Here is a 17,597-nt window from a genome sequence, read left to right on the forward strand (position 1 = left end):
GTCCCCGTGCCAGCTGCAAGCGTCTCCAGAATCCCCGTCGAGGAGCGGCTGTTCAGTCTCGTTCTAGCGCTCCTCGCGACCGAGACCGGTCTCACCAAGAACGAAGTGCTGTCGACCGTGCAGGGGTACCGGCAGCGGTACCGTGCCGGTGGTGACAACGCCAACCTCGAGCGCCAGTTCGAACGCGACAAAGACGACATCCGCGACCTCGGGGTTCCGCTCGAGACCGTGGATTCTCCCGGCCAGGCCGGCAACAATCAGAACCTGCGCTACCGCATCCCGCGGGGCAGTTACGAGCTCCCGAGCGACATCACCTTCTCGGCGGAGGAGACCACCCTGCTCAACCTCGCCGCGATGGTGTGGCGAGAGGGATCCCTCTCCGGGGAGTCCCGCCGGGCCGTGATCAAGCTCAAGGGTCTCGGACTCGTGTCGGACGAGCCGGTACTGGGCTATGCACCGCGTCTTCGGGTGCGGGATGCCGCATTCGAGCCGCTCCGCGCCGCTCTCGAGCGCAATGCGATTGTGCGATTCGCATACCTGAAGCCCGGCGAAGCCGAGGCGCGGGTGCGGGAGCTCGCCCCACTCGCCCTCGTGCAGCACCAGGGTCGCTGGCACCTTCATGCGCTCGAGCCGGGCACCGAGATCACCAAGACCTTCCTGCTGCGGCGGATCGTGAGCCAGGTCACCACCACCGGTGCACTCTTCCCCGCTCCGAGCGGCGACCAGACCGCTCGGGCCCTCGAAGAGCTCGATGAGGTGTGGGAGGCTCACACCGCCGATGTCGACGTCCTCGCCGATTCGGATGCCGCCACGCGCCTGCTCAAACGCCGCGGCACCGTTCGGCTGCCCTCCGGTGCCCTGCGACTGCACTACTCCGACGCCAACATCTTCGCCGACGAACTGGCCGGCTACGGCCCCGAAGCGCTCGTGCTTTCACCACCCGACCTCCGCGAGGCGGTTCGCGACCGCCTGCTGCAGACTGTCGAGGAGCACACGTCCCGTGGGACCGGCACAGAAGGGAACACCCGTGGCTGACCGATCCGCACCGCTGCAGGCACAGGACAAACTGGCCTTCCTGCTCTCCCTCGTGCCGTTCCTCATGGAGCACGAGCGCATCAGCGTGCAGGATGCCGCGGACCATTTCGGCGTGAAGCCGCAACAGGTGCGGGAGGCGGTCCAACTCATCGCCGTCTCCGGTATCCCCGGCGAGACGGGGCAGTACCAGCACGGAGACCTGTTCGACCTCGCCTGGGACGACTTCGAGGAGAACGACCAGATCGTGCTCACGAACCTCGTGGCCATCGACGACGCACCCCGCTTCTCCGGCCGGGAGGCCGCGGCGCTCATCGCGGGGCTGCAGTACCTGTCCGCGCTGCCGGAGAATGCCGATCGCAGTGCGATCGCCACGCTCATGGCCAAGCTCTCGCGCGGGGCATCCGCCCTCCCCAGCCAGTTCGCGGTCGAGGGATCGGAGTCCGACGAGACACTCGCCCTCATCCGCGACTCGGTCGCCTCCGGCGTCCAGGTGGAGTTCGACTACATCAACTCGCGCGGTGAGCACGAGCGTCGACGGGTCGACCCGCTCCGCATTGAATCGATGGATGCCGACTGGTACCTGCGGGGATGGTGCCACCTTCGCGAAGCGGTGCGCACCTTCCGGATCGACCGCATCGGCAATCCCACGGTGACCTCCGAGCCGATCACGACCCACGCCTCCGACGTGCACCTGCCCGACACGCTCTTCGAGGGCTCGGCGGACGACCTCGTGGTGACCATCGATGTCGCCCCGTCGGCGGCGCCCCTGCTTGCCGACTACCTCACCGACGGCACCGGAAGCACCCTCGTCGACGGTCGCAACCGCACGGCACTCCGGGTGTCGCACTATCACGGACTCAAAAGACTGGTCGGGGGACTCCCGGGTATGGTCACCGTCGTCGAACCGCCGGATGCCCGGCGGGCTGTCGCCGACTGGGCGGCGGCCGGGGCCGCGCGCTATGGCGAGCAGATCCCGGGAGCCGACTGATGCCCTGGTGGTCGTGGATCGTCATCTGGACCTGTCTCGTGCTGGCGCTCATCGCGGTGCTCGTCGTCTCCGGCTGGCGCCTTTTTCGAAAAGCGGTCGCGGTCTTCGATGAGCTCGGCGCGCTCGGCGGCAAAATGGAGCTGCTGGATGCCGCGATCACCGAGTTCGACGAGAAGCAGGCGCAGTTCGCCCTCTTGCAGAGATACTCCGACGTGCAGGCACAGCGGCGGAGGGTGCGCGACGAATCGTTGGCCAGAGGAGAAGCCCGACGCGCCGCCCGTCTCGACCGCGGTCGTGCCCTCACGCATTTCGACGCGAATTCCCGCCGGTGGTTCCAAGCCGAATGACAGCCGCAGAGTTCGGATAGGCGGTAAACTTACTCAACTCGATTTTCTCGACTCTTAAGGATCGCGCACATGTTAAGTGGATTCACCGGTTGGCACGCCCTGGTACTACTGGTCATCGTGGTGCTTCTGTTCGGTGCGACCAAGCTCCCGGGCCTCGCCAAGAGCGTCGGACAGTCGATGAAGATCTTCAAGAACGAAGTTAAGTCCGAGGAGAAGCCCGCACCGCCGGCCGACTCTGCGCACCTCAACGAGACCTCCAGCGAGGTCCGCGCGCAAACCGACTCGACCAACCCCTCCGCCAAGCCCTAGCGAGAGCTCATTACCGCCACCATGCCTTCCCGCAAGAAGCGGGGCGCAGGCAGTGAAGGCCGGATGTCTCTCGGCCAGCACCTCGTCGAGCTCCGCAAGCGACTCTTCATCTCGGCGATCGCGATCGTCGTGTTCTCGATCGGCGGATTCGCTGTCGCCGACTGGGTGCTCAAAGCCATCCGCTCTCCCATAGAGCTGATCGCCAAGACGCACGGCAACACGACGCTGAACTACTCGACCATCGGTGCGGCCTTCGATGTGCACATCCAGATCGCCATCACGGTCGGAGTCATCGCCTCGAGCCCCGTGTGGCTGTACCAGGTGTTCGCCTTCATCGTGCCCGGCCTCACCACGAAAGAGAAGCGCTACACCTTCGGCTTCTTCTTCTCCGCAGTTCCCCTGTTCTTCGCCGGCTGCGCCGCCGGCTGGTGGGTCTTCCCCCACATCGTCGACGTGCTCAATTCGTTCGTTCCCAGCCAGGATGCGGCCATCACCGAAGCGAAGGACTACCTCGGTTTCGTGACCAAACTCATCCTCGCGGTGGGGATCGCGTTCGTGCTTCCGGTGTTCCTGGTGCTGCTCAACTTCCTCGGCATCATCTCCGGGGTCAGCATCTTCCGCAGCTGGCGCTGGGCGATTCTCGCCATCTTCGTCTTCTGCGCGCTCGCGACCCCGTCGGCGGACGTGGCATCCATGTTCCTGCTGTCCGTGCCGATGATCGTGCTCTACCTGATCGCCGGGACGATCGCGTGGTGGCGCGACCGGGTCATCGCCAAACGCGCGGACAGCCTGGCCGGAGACCTCGGCGGCACGGCCGCCGCATGACCGAGCTGAGCCCGGCGGAACGCTTCGCCGCGTCTCGCGAACGTCGCGGAAACCCGCGGGTCGAGACGTTCCGTGGCAACCAGTCCTTCGATCTCGACCCCTTCCAGCTCGCCTCCTGCGTGGCACTGGAACGTGGAGACAGCGTCCTCGTCGCCGCACCCACCGGGGCCGGCAAGACGATCGTGGCCGAATTCGCGGTGTTCCTCGCGATGCAGGAACCCCGGGCGAAGGTGTTCTACACGGCGCCGATGAAGGCGCTGTCGAATCAGAAGTTCCAGGAGTTCGTCGCCGAATACGGGGCAGACCAGGTGGGACTCCTCACCGGCGACACGAACATCAACTCCGGCGCGCGCATCGTGGTCATGACCACCGAGGTGCTGCGCAACATGCTCTACGCCGACTCGGATCTGTTGAAGGACCTCGCGTTCGTGGTGATGGACGAGGTCCACTACCTCGCCGACCGGTTCCGCGGTGCCGTCTGGGAGGAGGTCATCATCCACCTCCCGCAGACCGTGAGACTGGTCTCCCTCAGCGCAACGGTGTCGAACGCCGAGGAGTTCGGGGACTGGCTTCAGGCGGTGCGCGGCGAGACCGCGGTGATCGTCTCGGAAGAGCGTCCGGTGCCTCTCGACCAGCACGTGATCATGCGCACCAAGCTCATCGACCTGTTTGCGACGACCAAGGTCGGGCCGGGGGATCCGCCCGGCACTCCGACGCACCGGGTGAATCCTGAGCTCGTGCAGATGGCCCGGTACGGGGGGCGCACCATCAGTTCGCGCCAGATGCAGGATGTCGGACGGCGACACTCCCGCGGGGGACGCCCCGACGAGCTCAAGATGGACCGCGCCGGCGTCGTGAAGATGCTCGGGGAACGCAACCTGCTTCCGGCCATCTTCTTCATCTTCAGCCGGGTCGGATGCGACCAGGCGGTCAAGCAGGTTCTGCGCGCTGGAGTTCGGCTCACCACCCAGCTCGAACGCGAGGAGATCGCGGACATCGTCGAGGAGCGCTGCCGCACCATCCTCGACGAAGACCTCGCCGTGCTGGGCTACTACGAGTGGCTCGATGGGCTGCAACGCGGAGTCGCCGCCCACCACGCCGGCATGCTGCCCGCGTTCAAAGAGGTCGTCGAGGAGCTGTTCCAGAAGAAGCTCGTGAAGGCCGTCTTCGCCACCGAGACCCTCGCCCTCGGCATCAACATGCCCGCTCGCACCGTCGTGCTCGAAAAGCTCGAGAAGTTCAACGGCGAGGCGCGCGTGCCGATCACACCGGGGGAGTACACGCAGCTCACCGGGCGTGCCGGTCGGCGCGGCATCGACGTGGAGGGACATTCGGTGATCCAGTGGCAGGAGGGCCTCGATCCCCAGGCCGTCGCTTCGCTCGCCTCCCGCCGCACCTACCCCCTGAATTCCAGCTTCTCGCCCACCTACAACATGGCCGTGAACCTCATCGAACAGTTCAGTCGCGAACGCGCCCGCGACATCCTCGAGTCGTCATTCGCGCAGTTCCAGGCCGACCGCGCCGTGGTGGACCTGGCCCGCAAGGTGCGGTCGCAGGAGGAATCGTTGCGCGGGTACGAGGAGGCCATGAAGTGCCACCTCGGAGACTTCCGGGAGTATTCGGGCATTCGTCGCGAACTCACCGATCTCGAACGCAAGGGCTCGATTCGCGCCGACCTGCAGAGTCGCGGCGAACGTGACAAGCGGCAGAACCAGCTCGCCGCCCTGCGCAAACGACTCAAGCAGCATCCGTGCCACACCTGCAACGATCGTGAGGAACACGCCCGCTGGGCGGAGCGGTGGTGGAAGCTGAAGAAGCAGGCGGACGAGCTGAGCCGCCAGATCCGCACCCGCACCGGTGCCGTCGCGCGCATCTTCGACCGTGTGACCGATGTACTACTGGAGCTCGGGTACCTTCTGCGCGCCGAGAACGGCGAGGTGACCGCATCCGTTCATGGGCGCACCCTGCGGAGAATCTACGGAGAGCGCGACCTGCTGGTCGCGGAGTGCCTGCGGCGCGGCGTCTGGAACGACCTGGATCCGGCGGGGCTCGCCGCCATGGCCGCCGCACTGGTCTACGAACCGAGGCGCGACGAGGGCCAGACCTCCGATCGCTACCTGCCGAGGGGCGCCTTCCGCCCCGCCTTCGAGAAGACCACCGACCTGTGGTCCAAACTCGACGACATCGAGCGCGACCACAAGCTTCCCGGCAGCAACCCGCTGTCCACCGGCCTGTCGCTCGCGATGAACCGCTGGGCGCAGGGGGTCTCCCTCGATTCCGTTCTTCTCGAATCGGAACTCGCGGCGGGCGACTTCGTACGCATGACCAAGCAGACGATCGACCTCCTCGACCAGCTTTCGGTGGTTGCCGACGGAGCCGTCGGGCGCACGGCGCGCCAGGCTCTCGAATCGATTCGCCGCGGCATCGTGGCCTACTCCTCGGTCGCCTGAGCTCCGGTCGTGGAGTGCAGCTGGCCGCGGGCACGGTGACAGCCATTTAGGCTTGACGGGTGCGTTCGAGCCTCCCACCCCGCCGAGGGGCTGTCCCCGGATGGCTGTCGCGCCCCCTTCCCCTCACCGCTGCCCTTCTGGTCGCGGCGCTGTCCGGCTTCACCAACGCGGCGGCGTTCCCCGGGCTCGGCTGGTGGCCCCTCATTTTCGTCGGCACGGCCCTGATGTTCTGGTCCCTCGTGGGTCGCCGGGTGCGGTCGGCGCTGTTGGTGGGATTCGTAGGCGGCTTCGCATTCTTCGGCAATCACATCCTCTGGCTCACCGTCTATCTCGGACCGGTGCCGTGGCTTGCGCTCGCGGGGCTCGAGGCGGTCTTCTTCGCTCTGGGGTGCGTGCTCATGGCCCTGGCCTGGCGGCACGTGCCCCGGGTGTGGTCGGGGCACGGCGCGCAGCTGATCGGCCTCCCTGCGGTGCTGGCCGGCCTCTGGGTGCTGCGTGAGGCGATCACCAGCGTCTGGCCCTACGGCGGCTTCTCCTGGGGCCGACTCGCGTTCTCCCAGTCCGATAGCACCTTCGCCCCGCTCGTGGCTTGGCTCGGAATCTCCGGCGTGAGCTTCGTCATCGCCTTCCTTTCCGCGGTGCTGCTCCAGGCGGTGCGAACGGGACGGGTGCGCTGGACCACCAGGGGGATGATCGCCGCAACCGCGTTTCTCATCGCTGCGCTGTTCCCCGCCTGGCCCGTGCTCTCGTCCGGCAGTATTCGCGTGGCCGCAGTTCAGGGCAACTCCAACTCCGGCCTCTTTGCACAGATCCAGCCGGGTGACAGCCTGGACGACCACCTGCAGGCCACAGTGCCCATCCTCGGCAAGAAGGTGGATGTCATCGTCTGGCCGGAGAACGCCTCCGATATCGACCCGCTCAGGAACGAGCAGGCGGCGCAGACCCTCGACTTCGTCTCGAAAGAGATGAAGGCTCCGCTAGTCACCGGTACCGTGACGGAGAACGCGAAGGGCCAGACCTTCAACAGTTTGCTGCTCTGGGAGAACGGCAAGGGTTCGGTCGCGCAGTACGACAAGATCCATCCCGTGCCCTTCGCCGAATACCTGCCCAATCGCTCGTTCTGGTACCCGCTCGCCCCGAGCCTGTTCGACCTGGTGCCGCGCGACTACACCTTCGGCACGCGCTCGAATGTCTTCGACATCAACGGGGCGATGGCGGGGCTGGCCATCTGCTTCGACATCGTGGACGACGGCCTCATCCACTGGATGGTCGACGGGGGAGCGGAGTTCATCATCGCCCCGACCAACAACGCCGACTTCGGACACTCCGATGAGAGCGTGCAACAGGTCGCGATCGCCCGGTTGCGCGCGATCGAGACCGGTCGTAGCGTCGTCAATGACTCCACGGTGGGTGTGAGCGCGATGTTCGCACCCGATGGTCGCGAGATCGCCACCCTGCCGACCTTCACGCGCGGGGCCCTGGTGGAGACGGTGCCGCTCAGCACAACGGTGACTCCTGCCATGTTCGCCGGGCGCCAGATCGAGTGGATCGTCTCCGGCTTCGGGCTCGCCAGCCTGGTGGTGGGCCTGCTGCTCGCACCCCGCCGGCGTGGCGCCGAGAACCTCAGAGGACGTCGTGGCTGAGACCCTGATCATCCTGCCGACGTACAACGAGATCGAGAGCCTGGAGACCGTGCTCGGCCGCATCCGCCAGGCGGTGCCCCAGGCCGACGTGCTGGTCGTGGACGACGCGAGTCCGGATGGCACGGGACGGCTGGCCGATCGACTCGCCTCCGCCGATCCGGGGATCTCCGTGCTCCATCGACTCGCCAAGCAAGGCCTCGGCCAGGCCTACCTCGCCGGCTTCGCCCATGCCCTCGACCACGGCTACCGGTTCGTCGTCGAGATGGATGCGGACGGCTCCCACGATCCGTCCGCCCTTCCGGCCATGATCGATCTGGCGGCCGGCGGCGCGGATCTGGTGATCGGCTCCCGCTGGGTTCACGGGGGTTCAGTGCGCAACTGGCCCTGGATCCGCCGGGTGATCTCGCGCGCGGGCAACGCCTACTCGCGCGCGGTGCTCCGCTCGGGCATCCACGACATCACCGCGGGATTCCGCGTGTATCGTGCCGATGCCCTCCTCTCCCTCGACCTGTCCTCGATCTCGTCCCAGGGGTACTGCTTCCAGGTGGAGCTGGCCTGGCGACTGGAGCGTGCGGGTCGGCGCGTGGTCGAGCATCCGATCGTCTTCATCGAGCGGGCGGCGGGCCGATCCAAGATGCACTTCGGCATCGTGGTCGAGGCGCTGCTGCGGGTCACGCTCTGGGGTGTCTTCGGACCGAGCAGGCTGAAGCGCGGGCAGCCGCCGTCAGAAAAATAGCCGATCACCGCGCGAGCGGCGACCGGCTAGGTCTCTCGGATCGAACGCTAGGCGCCGATCTTGTGCTGTCCCTTGCGAGCCCGAAGGAAGTCGAGACGCTCCTGGAGCAGTTCTTCGAGTTCCGCACGTGTGCGGCGCTCGAGAAGCATGTCCCAGTGGGTGCGGGGGATCTTCGCGTCGGAGGGTTCGGGTTCAACCTGAACCCCGTCTTCGCCGAGAAGTCGACCTTCCTGACCGCTCTTCGGGGACTCCCACACTGTGGGGATCTCCGCGTCAGACGAGAAGGTCACCTCGAAGGTGGAGCCGTCGGCGGCTTGGTACGTACTCTTTTTCCGCGGGGAGAAGGTAACGCCTTCTTCGCTCTGGAGACTCTGGGATCCGAGTCTCATTCCGCGCAAACTGCGATCCGCCATTGTGTGGTCCTCTCTCGCGATGCAATCACCAGTTATAAACCCACAAGCTGGGCGTAACCTTTCCGTTACGCGGCGATCCCAGCAAACTCACAGTCTACTCCCTGCCGCCCGAGCGTGCTTTCAGATGGGGCCGGAGCGTGCGGTGAGAAGAGGCAGGGCGAGATCCGCCCGGTCCGTGATCAGGCCGTCCACGCCGAGATCCAACAGTCGTCGCATGTCATCGGGCTCGTTCACCGTCCAGACCTGCACCTCGACCCCCGCGCGCTTCAGGAGGCGTACCGTGCGCGCCGTGACCACGTGGATGCCCCGCAGGCGCTCGGGCACCTGCACGGCCTGCACATCGCGCAGCAGTCGGCGGGCCAGCGGCACCAGGCCGAGCTTGACCGCGAACAGGGCACCGGCGAAGGGCAGCGCGGATGCCGAGGTCGCGACCCCCGGCAGGGCGCGAACCGCGCGCAACCGCCGCGCATTGTCGAACGACGTCACGAGTACCCGATCCGTCGCGCTGGCCGACAGGATGGCGTCCACCGCCGGGCGGACGACCGCATCGGACTTGAGGTCGATGTTGAATCGCGCCTCGGGAAAGGCCAGGAGCGCCTCTTCCAGGCTCGGGTACGTCTGGCCGCTCCCGAGGTCCACTTCCTGCAGCTCGGCGAACTCCAGTTCCTCCACGCGCCTCGCGATGCCGGCGGTGCGGGCGAGGTCGGCATCATGGCTGATGACGGCGATACCGTCGGCCGAGGCGTGCACGTCGGTTTCGAGGTGGGTGACACCGATCGCGAGGGCGGAGAGGAAGGCGAGAAGAGTGTTCTCCGGAGCATCCGTCGCCAGTCCCCGGTGCGCAAGCACTCGGGGGAGCGGGCCGACGAAGAACCCCTCGCCGAGCTCGGTTGCGCGTCTTTCGGCCACGGCCGCCTCGCTTCACTTCGGTTGTGCGCGGGAATCGAACGACTTGCACCGTTTTGCGGGTTCCTAGCGTCCGCAGCCCGCAAAAGGGTGCAACTCAGCCACGATGCGGGGCATCACCCCGCGCGACTCGGCGCGCTACGCGGCGGGAGGGGTCGGGGGAGCGGGCGGCACGACCGAAGCTGTTGGAGGCGCTGCTGCGGGAGGCGCTGCTGCGGGAGGCGCCGCTGCGGGAGGCGTCGTTGCTGGAGCCGTCGGTGCCGACTGGCCCGGCGCCATGCCCGCAAGGCTCGACCCGAAACCGGCTGTGATGCTCTTGATCGCCTCGGTGAGCTCCGAGGGGATGATCCAGAGCTTGTTGGATTGTCCCTCGGCGATCTTGGGAAGCATCTGCAGGTACTGGTAGGCCAGCAGCTTGGAGTCGGGGTCACCGGCGTGAATGGCGCCGAATACCGTGGTGATGGCCTGCCCTTCGCCCTCGGCGCGCAGCACCTGGGCCTTCGCCCAGCCCTCGGCCTCGAGGATCGCGGCCTGCCGGGATCCCTCGGCCTGCAGGATGGCTGCCTGCTTCGTGCCCTCGGCGGTCAGGATCTGCGCCCGGCGGTCTCGCTCGGCACGCATCTGCTTCTCCATCGAGTCCTGGATGGAGAGCGGGGGGTCGATCGCCTTCAGCTCGACGCGACCGACGCGCACCCCCCACTTGCCGGTGGCCTCGTCGAGCACGATGCGCAGCTGCCCGTTGATGTTGTCGCGGCTGGTGAGGGCTTCCTCGAGGTTGAGGCTACCGACGACGTTACGAAGGGTGGTGGTCGTCAGCTGCTCGACCGCTCCGAGGTAGTTGGCGATCTCATAGGTCGCGGCGCGGGCATCCGTCACCTGGAAGTACACAACGGTGTCGATCGACACCACCAGGTTGTCCTCGGTGATGACGGGCTGCGGCGGGAAGGAGACGACCTGCTCGCGCATATCGATGAGCGGTCGCACCCGGTCGATGAACGGCACGAGGATGTTGAGCCCCGGCATGAGCGTCTTGTGGTACTTGCCGAGTCGCTCGACGACTCCTGCCCTGGCCTGGGGGATGATCTTCACCGCCCGGAAGAGGATGGTCAAGACGAAGATCGCGACGATGATGATCACGATCACGAGGATGATCTGGCCGAACAGGTCGGAGGTCACAGTGCTGTCCCTTCTGCGGGGACCACTATCGCGGTCGCCCCTTCGATCGCCGTCACGACGACGCGTTCACCGGCATCAACCGGTCGATCTGTGGTGGCCTGCGAAAGGCGGGCCGTCCAGGTCTCGCCGTTCGCGAGCTTCACGTGACCCTGTCCATCCACGAACGGTGTAGTGACCATTCCGCCGGAACCGATCAGCGCCGCCACGTTCGTCGGCGTCTGGTCGGACGTGCGGCCGAGCGCGCGTTTCAGGGCGGGCCGGGCAACGAACAGCAAGAGCAGCGCCAGGACCCCGGCGATGAGGATCTGCGCCCAGAACGGCGCACCGAGAAGGTCAGCCACGAGACCCCCCACGCACCCGCCGGCGAGCATGAGGAAGGTGAAATCGACGGTGAGCACCTCGACGATGACGAAAACAAGAAGAAGGCCGACCCAGAAGATCCAGGCGTACATCGTGACAAAATCGACGATCATCCCGTTGCACCCCTTGCGACTCGTGTGCTTCGAAACTACCACCAGCACCCGGAAAACCGCCTGATCTTGCTATTGTCGTCACCCGTGGCTCCGCGCCACGACCGACCTCGGAACCCAGGAGTATTCCCATGACAAATCCCCTCGCCCCCGGTTCGCTCGACGGCCTTCGTGCCCTCGTGACCGGCTCCTCCCGCGGCATCGGCGCAGACACTGTCAGTTTCTTCGCCGAAGCCGGCGCGAGCGTCGTGATCAACTACCGCAACAAGGAAGCGCGCGCGAACAAGCTCGTCGACAAGATCGTCGCGGCCGGCGGATCCGCGGTCGCCATCGGCGCGGATCTCACCGATCCCTCCTCGGTCGCCGCCATGTTCGACACGATCCAGAGCGAGATGGGCGGACTCGACATCCTCGTGATGAATGCCTCCGGAGGCATGGAGTCCGGCATGGCGGAGGACTATGCCATTCAGCTCAATCGGGACGCCCAGGTGCACCTGCTGAATGCGGCCATCCCGCTGCTGGGTCCGGGGTCCCGCGTGGTCTTCGTGACCAGTCACCAGGCCCATTTCATCCATTCGACCCCCATGATGCCGGAATACCTCCCGGTGGCACTCAGCAAGCGCGCGGGCGAGGACGCTCTTCTCGAGATGATCCCGGCGCTGGATGCCGCGGGCATCGGTTTCGTCGTCGTATCCGGTGACATGATCGAGGGCACCATCACCGCGACGCTGCTCGAGCGGGCGAATCCGGGGGCGATCAGTTCGCGAAAGGACTCGGCCGGCCGGCTGTACAACGTGAGCGAGTTCGCCGCGGAGATCGCCGCCGCCGCGGTCGAGCCGATCCCCGCCGACCACACCAGGCTCGTCGGCGACGTCAGCGACTTCGGCACCGCCTGATCGTCAGCCGAGGCCGCGGAGGCAACGGTGGCTAGCATGGGAGGTGATGAAGCCTTCAGATCTTCCCCTGTTGTCCAGTGTCTCCCGCCCCACGATCCATCCGGATGGCACGCGTGCCGTCACCGCCGTCTCGCGGCCCGATCTCGATGCGGATCGCGCAGTCGGCCAGTTGTGGAGCGTGATGCTCGACGGCTCCGGAGCTCGTCGGATCACGCGCGGCGTCAGTGACTCGAGCCCGCGTTTCTCGCCGGACGGGAGCCTGCTCGCCTTCGTGCGATCGCCGGGGGAGGGTTCCGGCCAGCTGCACATCATGGCCGCCGACGGCGGCGAGCCCCTCCAGGTGACCGACCAGAAGCTCGGTATCGACGCCTGGCGCTGGTCACCGGACTCCCGCACCATCGCTTTCACTGCAGCGGTGGCGGAAGAGGGTCGGTACGGCACGGTCACGAACCTCGGCCCGAGCGCCGAACCCCCGCGACGCATCACCACGCTCAAGTACCGCTCGAATGGATTCGGCTACACGACCGATCGCCGTCGCCACGTCTTCCTCGTCGAGGTTCCCCGCGTGGATGGCGAACCGCCCTACGCGACCGCTCCCTCGGCGCAGAATCCGAAGCCCGACATCTCCGCCGGCGTTCCCGAGCCGAGACGACTGACCGACGGTGACTTCGACCACGGAGCTCTCGCATTCTCACCCGACGGATCGAAGATCGCCGTCGTGTCGGCTCGCCACGCCGAGCGCGACCTCGACCTCGCCAACGACATCTTCGAGATCGACCTCACGACCCCGGCGGACGAGGTTCCGACAACCATCCAGGTCACCGGTCGGCACCGTCGTTGCGGCATTTCTAGCGTCGAATACGGTCCCGGTGGCGAACTGTGGTTCACCGGGGGTGACCTGGGCGAGAACGGCGTCGACTTCGTCGGCCGCGGCGAGCAGTTGTGGGTGTCGGATGCTCGGGGGGAGTCGGCGCGGCAGCTCACCGATCCCGCCACCACCGACCTCGACGGCGAACTCCTGGTCACCGGGGAGGGAGCTCTCGTGCACGCTCTCGACCGCGGCAGGGTCCACCTGCTTCGCATCTCCTCAGACGGCACGGTGTCGCCGATCGTCACCGGGGACCTCGAGGTGCACGGCACAGATGCTGTCGAAGACGTGATCGTCGTCAGCTACACGGCGCCCGCGTCGATGGGCGAGCTCGGTCTCGTCACCCCGGGCGGGTTGCGTCCGCTCACCGACTTCTCCGCGTCGCTGCGCAACGTCGGCGTGACCCCGCTGGAGGAACTCTCCGTCACCGCGCGCGACGGAGGCGAGGTTCACGGCTGGGTGCTGACGCCGATCGACAAGGAGGAGCCGCATCCTGTGCTCCTGGTGATCCACGGCGGTCCATTCACGCAGTGGGGAGTCTCCTTCTTCGACGAAGCTCAGGTCTATGTCGACGCGGGTTATGCCGTCGTCATGTGCAACCCCCGCGGTTCGGCCGGCTACGGCGAGGCCCACGGTCGCGCCATCCGCCAGCGCATGGGCACGGTAGATTTCACCGACGTCATCGACTTTCTGGAGGGTGCCCTCGCGCGTCACCCCATGCTCGACGGGGCGCGGGTCGGAGTGATGGGCGGCTCCTACGGCGGCTACCTGACGGCGTGGACGATCGCCAATGACCACCGTTTCGCCGGAGCCATCGTGGAGCGGGGTTATCTCGACCCCGAGGCCTTCGTCGGAACCTCGGATATCGGCTCCTTCTTCAGCGACGAATACACGGGAACAGACCCGCAGCTCATGCGACAGCAGAGCCCCCAGGCACTGGTCGGGCAGGTGACCACTCCGACCCTGGTGATCCATTCCGAAGAGGATCTGCGGTGCCCCCTCAGCCAGGGAGAACGCTTCTACGCCGCCCTGAAGCGCAACGGGGTCGACACCGAACTCCTGATCTTCCCGGGCGAGAACCACGAGCTGAGCCGGAGCGGGAGCCCACGGCATCGGCTCCAGCGCTTCGACGCGGTGCTCGAGTGGTGGGCGCGCTACCTGCCTTCTGTGGCGAACCCGGGGACCTGAGTGCACAATCGACATCGCCTCACTTCTCGCATCCTGGTCTTCGATGAGCGGGATCGCATCCTGCTCTACCTGACCGTCGGATCGGTGCCGGCCGAGCAGACGCGCTGGATCACTCCCGGCGGGGGAGTGGAGGCAGGGGAGAGCCATGCCGAGGGTGCCCGCCGCGAGTTGTTCGAAGAGACGGGGCTCGACATCCCCGACCTCGGAACGCCGGTGTGGACGCAGGACTTCGTGCCGGATTACGCCGGCGGAGACCACGACACGGGCCACGCCGAGTACTACGTGCTGCGCACCACGGAATTCGAGCCGTCGCGAGAGAATTGGACCGCGGAGGAGCAGCTCGACGTGCTCGAGACGCGCTGGTGGACACTGGCCGAACTCGCCGACACGACCGAGCCGTTTCGTCCTCCGGAACTGCTCGACCTCATCCGCAGCCAGCTGCCGCCCCACTGAAAGGCTCCCCATGACCGAAGATACCGCCGGGCTCATCGCCGAGATCGAGGCGCAAGAAGAGCGACTGGTGTTCACCCGTTTCAGCAACGCGGATGCCTGGGAGCTCGGATGCATCCTGGTCGAACTCGGCACGGAACGCGATCATCCGATCACCATCGATATCCGCCGCGGCGACCAGCAGCTCTTCCATGCCGCGTTGGCCGGCACCGCCGCCGACAACGACCAGTGGATCGAGCGCAAGGTGCGCACGGTGCGCCGATTCGGAAACAGCTCGTTCCTCGTCGGACTCCGCCACCGCGCGACCGGCGCGCCGTTCGAAGCGCGGGAATGGAACGACACGTTTCTGTACGCGGCACACGGGGGATCGTTCCCGATCAACATCCGCGACTCCGGGCTCATCGGCACCGTGACCGTTTCGGGGCTCGCCCAGCTGGCAGATCACCGTCTCGTGGTGGAGGCGATCGAGCGTCTGCTCGACCTCGGCGAGCAGTAGCGACGGGCTTTCCCGTTATGTCAAGTAACGGAGCCGGCGGCTAGGACTGCAGGAATCCGGTGATCAGCGTCGGAGAGAACGCCACGACGATGCCGATGATCGCAGAGACCGCGACCAGCGCGGCCATCACGGTCAGGATTGCGATGCCGACATAGAGGACCAGCGAAAAGAACGATGACATGGTTCAAGTATCGCTGATCCGGCGACGGCGTCCGGGCACAGAGACCGGGGTTTTGGAGCGCGAGAATCGCTGATAATGCACATTATGTCAAGTAGCACGCGTTAAGCTCGCGAGAACAGCCGCAGGCTCCAGATCGGGTCACTCCCCCGAGGTCGGCAGAAGCGTCAAGGAGCGGGCTCTGATGGGGGGCTGAGTTGGCCTTCGCCCCGCGCCCGATCCGAACCGACCGCGCTCGTGTCTGCTGAGGCCAGATCCCGACTGCCTGTCTGACCAAGACTTACTCTCACGACACCGCACATTCAGGGCGACTGCGCGGTGTCGAAATCGTCGCTTGGCCACCCGACGGTACTTTCCCTCATCTCAGACCGCGATGAGACCCGACCCGATATTCGCGACCGCATGAACGAGGGTTCCGGGGAGAAAGCTTCCCGACTTATAGCGCAGCCAGCCCAGCACCCAGCCCGTAATGAACTGCACAGGGATGATCGGCCACAGCTGAGCGTTCACCAGCAAAAGCACCAGGTGGGGCGCAAGAAAGATTATCGCCTGGAGCACGTTGCCCCGGCCGAATCCGAGGCGCCGAAGCAGGACTCCCCCGATGAGGCCACGGAATAGAATCTCTTCACCCAGCGTCTGGAGAATGACATTCACGGCGACCAAGTCCGAAGTCACATGGGCCACGGACATGCCGGGCGTCGAGAGTGCGCCGGTGGGAATCAGGGCGATGGCCGCATAGCCAAGCAGACCGAGAGGGATCAGTAGCGCCAACGCCCACACATATGACCGACCTGACCTCAGGGTGAGGCCGAGGCGCCTCGCGGCCTCGCGCGGCCCGAGCCTCCTGCGCCGTCCCTGGACCAGGAAATAGATGACCGAGGGTAGGGAATAGAGGATGAACTCAGTCATAGGTTCCTCCAGTGGCGGGGCGTGGAGTACTCACGATAAGTAAGAAACTAGTTCCTGTACCCACGCGGTGCATAGGAACATCTGTCTCGACTCCGCGAGCCGTTACATTCCCTGCGCCGAGGCATGCGGACACCGGGACCCCGGGATGCCCGACCGGGGACTGCGGATTTCATCGCCGTGGACGCCTCGGTCTTCAGGACAGGAAACAGGGCGGCGTCGACCGCCGCTCGACGCAGTCACGGCGCAGCCTCCCCGCGTGCTGAGCGACTACCGGTGCGCCCGCACGGACATGCGCCGCACCTCCAGAGTGACGTTGCCGGCTAGGCGTTGACACTCGCCTCCAACAACCCCTCGAGCCGCGCGTAGCTCGTCTCCATGCCATCGGTCATTCCTGTGGCGAGCACCGCATCCCGCATCTCGGCGTTCACGTAGGTGATGACGAGCGAGAGCAGCGTGCCGCCCTGCACGGAGGTGAGGGTGAGCTCGTTGAGCGTGGCCGGGAAGTCCATACCGATCATCGCCTCGGTGGTGACCGCGCGGTGTGGTGGCTCGCTCTCGAGCAACTCGCCGGTGAAGCCGAAACCCTCGCCACCACCGTCGGGCTCCCACACGTATCGGTAGCTGTCGCCGACGTTCGCCGCGATCTCGCACACCGGCATCGTCCACCCGTCGGGGCCGAGCAGCCACCGCTTCATGAGGTCGGCGTCATTGTGGGCATTCCAGACCTGATCGACGGTGCCCCGGATGACGCGGGCCACCCGCACCTGCGTGTCGCTGAGGATCTGTGCCTCCGCGGCACGGCTAGCGGCGAACTCGGCGAGGTCGGCGAGCACGGCCTCGATCTGGGACATCGCTTCGCGGGTGCCTTCGAGCACCCCCATCGAGAGGAGCTGCTCGAGCTGCTCGAGGGAGTCGACGCGGGAGACAGTGGTGAGCCGCGATCCGGTCGGCGTCTGCTCGAACGCGAAACTCGCGTGGGTGGCCGGGAGGCCCGTGTTCGGAGCGCCCGATTCATCCGCGAACCAGTCGACGACCTCGAATGAGCGGAGAGCATCCACCTGCGTCCACTCCCAGCAGCCCCAGTGCTCGTCGCCCGCGGGGCCGGTCATCCGGTACACACTGCGCCCGCCGACGGCGACGTCATGACGGAGGAAGGTCGCCGGGTAGGTGGGCGGACCCCAGAAGCGCTCGAGCTGGCGGGGATCCATGTACGCATCCCAGAGCCGGGTGATCGGCGCCGTGAAGTCCGCGATGACGGTAATGGTGAGCTGGTCGAGATCCTTCTCGACGGAGGTGACGGGCATGATGCGCCTT

General features: G+C 66.3%; 19 protein-coding genes. 12 read left to right on the forward strand and 7 right to left on the reverse strand.

Annotated elements, in window-relative coordinates; genetic code table 11:
* Positions 1 to 6 precede the first annotated feature (6 nt).
* The 8 genes from VLI63_RS16080 to VLI63_RS16115 all read left to right on the forward strand — a co-directional run bounded on the left by VLI63_RS16080 (position 7) and on the right by VLI63_RS16115 (position 8,333).
* The gene (locus tag VLI63_RS16080) at positions 7 to 1,035 is read left to right on the forward strand and encodes a helix-turn-helix transcriptional regulator (RefSeq protein WP_409157876.1); all 1,029 of its coding nucleotides are present in this window, start codon (positions 7 to 9) and stop codon (positions 1,033 to 1,035) included.
* On the forward strand, positions 1,028 to 2,023 hold the full coding sequence (locus VLI63_RS16085) for a helix-turn-helix transcriptional regulator (RefSeq protein ID WP_409157877.1): 996 nt from the start codon (positions 1,028 to 1,030) through the stop codon (positions 2,021 to 2,023). Before VLI63_RS16080 ends, VLI63_RS16085 begins: the two co-directional genes overlap by 8 nt.
* The gene (locus VLI63_RS16090; RefSeq protein ID WP_409157878.1) at positions 2,023 to 2,370 is read left to right on the forward strand and encodes a hypothetical protein; all 348 of its coding nucleotides are present in this window, start codon (positions 2,023 to 2,025) and stop codon (positions 2,368 to 2,370) included. The genes VLI63_RS16085 and VLI63_RS16090 overlap by 1 nt, the downstream gene beginning before the upstream one ends.
* Before the next feature lie 69 nt (positions 2,371 to 2,439).
* The gene (gene tatA, locus VLI63_RS16095) at positions 2,440 to 2,679 is read left to right on the forward strand and encodes a twin-arginine translocase TatA/TatE family subunit (RefSeq protein WP_185203713.1); all 240 of its coding nucleotides are present in this window, start codon (positions 2,440 to 2,442) and stop codon (positions 2,677 to 2,679) included.
* Between the two features lie 63 nt (positions 2,680 to 2,742).
* Positions 2,743 to 3,504 (forward strand): twin-arginine translocase subunit TatC, encoded by a 762-nt coding sequence (gene tatC / locus VLI63_RS16100; RefSeq protein WP_185203712.1) that lies wholly within the window; start codon positions 2,743 to 2,745, stop codon positions 3,502 to 3,504.
* Positions 3,501 to 5,954: a DEAD/DEAH box helicase gene (locus VLI63_RS16105; protein ID WP_409157879.1), complete on the forward strand. Its 2,454-nt coding sequence runs from the start codon at positions 3,501 to 3,503 to the stop codon at positions 5,952 to 5,954. The genes tatC and VLI63_RS16105 overlap by 4 nt, the downstream gene beginning before the upstream one ends.
* Before the next feature lie 59 nt (positions 5,955 to 6,013).
* Complete coding sequence (gene lnt, locus VLI63_RS16110; protein ID WP_409157880.1) at positions 6,014 to 7,597, forward strand: apolipoprotein N-acyltransferase; 1,584 nt, start codon at positions 6,014 to 6,016, stop codon at positions 7,595 to 7,597.
* The gene (locus VLI63_RS16115; RefSeq protein ID WP_409157881.1) at positions 7,590 to 8,333 is read left to right on the forward strand and encodes a polyprenol monophosphomannose synthase; all 744 of its coding nucleotides are present in this window, start codon (positions 7,590 to 7,592) and stop codon (positions 8,331 to 8,333) included. Before lnt ends, VLI63_RS16115 begins: the two co-directional genes overlap by 8 nt.
* Before the next feature lie 47 nt (positions 8,334 to 8,380).
* Here the strand turns inward: VLI63_RS16115 and VLI63_RS16120 are convergent, their stop codons facing one another.
* The 4 genes from VLI63_RS16120 to VLI63_RS16135 all read right to left on the reverse strand — a co-directional run bounded on the left by VLI63_RS16120 (position 8,381) and on the right by VLI63_RS16135 (position 11,301).
* Positions 8,381 to 8,746 carry an RNA polymerase-binding protein RbpA gene (locus VLI63_RS16120; protein ID WP_185203708.1) on the reverse strand — a complete coding sequence of 122 codons (366 nt, stop codon included), beginning with the start codon at positions 8,744 to 8,746 and terminating at the stop codon, positions 8,381 to 8,383.
* A gap of 120 nt (positions 8,747 to 8,866) precedes the next feature.
* The gene (locus tag VLI63_RS16125; protein ID WP_409157882.1) at positions 8,867 to 9,655 is read right to left on the reverse strand and encodes a glycerophosphodiester phosphodiesterase; all 789 of its coding nucleotides are present in this window, start codon (positions 9,653 to 9,655) and stop codon (positions 8,867 to 8,869) included.
* Positions 9,656 to 9,790: 135 nt separating this feature from the next.
* On the reverse strand, positions 9,791 to 10,828 hold the full coding sequence (locus tag VLI63_RS16130) for an SPFH domain-containing protein (RefSeq protein ID WP_409157883.1): 1,038 nt from the start codon (positions 10,826 to 10,828) through the stop codon (positions 9,791 to 9,793).
* The gene (locus tag VLI63_RS16135) at positions 10,825 to 11,301 is read right to left on the reverse strand and encodes an NfeD family protein (RefSeq protein WP_409157884.1); all 477 of its coding nucleotides are present in this window, start codon (positions 11,299 to 11,301) and stop codon (positions 10,825 to 10,827) included. The genes VLI63_RS16130 and VLI63_RS16135 overlap by 4 nt, the downstream gene beginning before the upstream one ends.
* Before the next feature lie 128 nt (positions 11,302 to 11,429).
* Here VLI63_RS16135 and VLI63_RS16140 point away from each other — a divergent pair, with 128 nt between their 5' ends.
* From VLI63_RS16140 to VLI63_RS16155, 4 genes are read left to right on the forward strand one after another with little or no spacing between them, the layout of a single operon-like run.
* Positions 11,430 to 12,194 carry an SDR family oxidoreductase gene (locus tag VLI63_RS16140; protein WP_409157885.1) on the forward strand — a complete coding sequence of 255 codons (765 nt, stop codon included), beginning with the start codon at positions 11,430 to 11,432 and terminating at the stop codon, positions 12,192 to 12,194.
* Positions 12,195 to 12,240: 46 nt separating this feature from the next.
* Positions 12,241 to 14,250: a prolyl oligopeptidase family serine peptidase gene (locus VLI63_RS16145; RefSeq protein ID WP_409157886.1), complete on the forward strand. Its 2,010-nt coding sequence runs from the start codon at positions 12,241 to 12,243 to the stop codon at positions 14,248 to 14,250.
* Positions 14,251 to 14,703 (forward strand): NUDIX hydrolase, encoded by a 453-nt coding sequence (locus tag VLI63_RS16150; protein WP_409157887.1) that lies wholly within the window; start codon positions 14,251 to 14,253, stop codon positions 14,701 to 14,703. It begins immediately after the preceding gene.
* A gap of 10 nt (positions 14,704 to 14,713) precedes the next feature.
* Positions 14,714 to 15,196, forward strand: a complete 483-nt coding sequence (locus VLI63_RS16155; RefSeq protein WP_409157888.1) for a heme-degrading domain-containing protein — start codon at positions 14,714 to 14,716, stop codon at positions 15,194 to 15,196.
* Positions 15,197 to 15,236: 40 nt separating this feature from the next.
* On the opposite strand, the gene VLI63_RS16160 is transcribed toward VLI63_RS16155, so the two are convergent.
* The 3 genes from VLI63_RS16160 to VLI63_RS16170 all read right to left on the reverse strand — a co-directional run bounded on the left by VLI63_RS16160 (position 15,237) and on the right by VLI63_RS16170 (position 17,587).
* Entirely contained in the window at positions 15,237 to 15,377 is a 141-nt protein-coding gene (locus tag VLI63_RS16160) for a hypothetical protein (protein ID WP_409157889.1), read from the reverse strand.
* 360 nt (positions 15,378 to 15,737) lie between these two features.
* Positions 15,738 to 16,283: a lysostaphin resistance A-like protein gene (locus VLI63_RS16165; protein WP_409157890.1), complete on the reverse strand. Its 546-nt coding sequence runs from the start codon at positions 16,281 to 16,283 to the stop codon at positions 15,738 to 15,740.
* A gap of 320 nt (positions 16,284 to 16,603) precedes the next feature.
* Positions 16,604 to 17,587 carry an SRPBCC family protein gene (locus VLI63_RS16170; protein WP_409157891.1) on the reverse strand — a complete coding sequence of 328 codons (984 nt, stop codon included), beginning with the start codon at positions 17,585 to 17,587 and terminating at the stop codon, positions 16,604 to 16,606.
* Positions 17,588 to 17,597 lie beyond the last annotated feature (10 nt).

The sequence above is a fragment of the Lacisediminihabitans sp. H27-G8 genome, assembly GCF_046156175.1.
In the GTDB taxonomy this organism is placed as follows: Bacteria; Actinomycetota; Actinomycetes; order Actinomycetales; family Microbacteriaceae; genus Lacisediminihabitans.

What these genes read in the sequence shown, in the direction of transcription:
- VLI63_RS16090 (WP_409157878.1), top strand. Translation starts at nt 2,023, where the DNA reads ATGCCCTGGTGGTCGTGGATCGTCATCTGGACCTGTCTCGTGCTGGCG.
- tatA (WP_185203713.1), top strand. Translation starts at nt 2,440, where the DNA reads ATGTTAAGTGGATTCACCGGTTGGCACGCCCTGGTACTACTGGTCATC.
- tatC (WP_185203712.1), top strand. Translation starts at nt 2,743, where the DNA reads ATGTCTCTCGGCCAGCACCTCGTCGAGCTCCGCAAGCGACTCTTCATC.
- VLI63_RS16105 (WP_409157879.1), top strand. Translation starts at nt 3,501, where the DNA reads ATGACCGAGCTGAGCCCGGCGGAACGCTTCGCCGCGTCTCGCGAACGT.
- VLI63_RS16120 (WP_185203708.1), bottom strand. Translation starts at nt 8,746, where the DNA reads ATGGCGGATCGCAGTTTGCGCGGAATGAGACTCGGATCCCAGAGTCTC.
- VLI63_RS16135 (WP_409157884.1), bottom strand. Translation starts at nt 11,301, where the DNA reads ATGATCGTCGATTTTGTCACGATGTACGCCTGGATCTTCTGGGTCGGC.
- VLI63_RS16140 (WP_409157885.1), top strand. Translation starts at nt 11,430, where the DNA reads ATGACAAATCCCCTCGCCCCCGGTTCGCTCGACGGCCTTCGTGCCCTC.
- VLI63_RS16145 (WP_409157886.1), top strand. Translation starts at nt 12,241, where the DNA reads ATGAAGCCTTCAGATCTTCCCCTGTTGTCCAGTGTCTCCCGCCCCACG.
- VLI63_RS16155 (WP_409157888.1), top strand. Translation starts at nt 14,714, where the DNA reads ATGACCGAAGATACCGCCGGGCTCATCGCCGAGATCGAGGCGCAAGAA.
- VLI63_RS16160 (WP_409157889.1), bottom strand. Translation starts at nt 15,377, where the DNA reads ATGTCATCGTTCTTTTCGCTGGTCCTCTATGTCGGCATCGCAATCCTG.
- VLI63_RS16165 (WP_409157890.1), bottom strand. Translation starts at nt 16,283, where the DNA reads ATGACTGAGTTCATCCTCTATTCCCTACCCTCGGTCATCTATTTCCTG.
- VLI63_RS16170 (WP_409157891.1), bottom strand. Translation starts at nt 17,587, where the DNA reads ATGCCCGTCACCTCCGTCGAGAAGGATCTCGACCAGCTCACCATTACC.